The sequence below is a fragment of the Oleiphilus sp. HI0067 genome (genome assembly GCF_001635735.1).
On record NZ_LWFI01000316.1, the window covers coordinates 1 to 1066 of the forward strand.

Annotated in this window: 2 protein-coding genes; both read right to left on the reverse strand. The window is 47.4% G+C overall.

From position 1 onward, the window contains the following. Window positions 1-194: XdhC family protein (locus A3739_RS03830; protein WP_197472023.1), on the reverse strand; the 194-nt coding region annotated here is incomplete at its 3' end. A gap of 5 nt (window positions 195-199) precedes the next feature. Further along, window positions 200-1066, reverse strand: an 867-nt coding sequence (locus tag A3739_RS03835; RefSeq protein WP_156502329.1) for a molybdopterin cofactor-binding domain-containing protein, incomplete at its 5' end; no start/stop codon positions are given.

Genomic DNA, 1066 nt, shown 5'->3' on the forward strand with positions numbered 1-1066 from the left:
AGAAGTTCCTCTTCTACACAGCCTCCGGAGACAGAGCCGTAGACTTTATTGGCTGACGGATCAAAAACCAAAATACTTCCAGCAGGTCGAGGTGAAGCTCCCCATGTTTCTAGCACGGTGACTAGAAATGCTGGGCGCCCCGCCTCTAAACACTCTTTTAATTTGAGCAAAACCTGATAACGCTGAGTATTCATTTATATCAGCTTATTTTAAATGGAAGTCGAGTATGGCGTGTGCCCGTCGCCTTATAAATCGCTGACCCCATCGCCGCCGCAATTGGAGGAAGTCCAGGTTCGCCCACACCCGTTGGCGATTCAGCGCTGTCGACTATGTGCACATCTATTTCTGGGCACTCATTCATGCGAAGCATTTGGTAATCATGGAAATTGCTTTGCGCAGCTCCACCGTCAACAAATTCAATCTCGCCATGTAAAGCTGCTGTAATGCCAAAAACGATGCAACTTTCCATTTGCATTTTAACGATATCAGGATTAACTACTTGCCCACAATCAACAGCACATACGACCTTATGAACGCGTATCTGTCCTGACTCAACACTAAGCTCAACAAGCTCTGCAACATACGACCCGAATGATTTATGCGCAGCAATGCCCACATATCGGCCTTGAGGTCTCTCGGCAACCCAACCACCTTTTTCAGCAGCTAACTTTAAAACTGATGCCAAGCGTGGCTGATTTTTAAGCAGGTCCAAGCGAAATGCTAATTCATCTTTACCGACTTTTTCTGCACAGGCATCGACAAAGGTTTCTGTCACGAATCCATTATGCGAATGTCCAACAGCACGCCAGTAACCAACAGGGACGCCGATATCTGCCTTGCTATAGCTTATTTCTTGAGCTTTAAACTCATATTCCAAGTCGTCAGCCCCCTCGTAAGCAGATCGATCAGCAGGCGTCATCGGAGTGCCTTGCGTTGCTAAGCCCATTTTACCAAGCATAGGGAACATAAACTTTGGAGATGATGGGAACATGGCTGGTGCAGCATCCCAGATATACCAATCCATGACGCCTGGACCGACAACATGATGCTTCCAAGCCTCGACCTC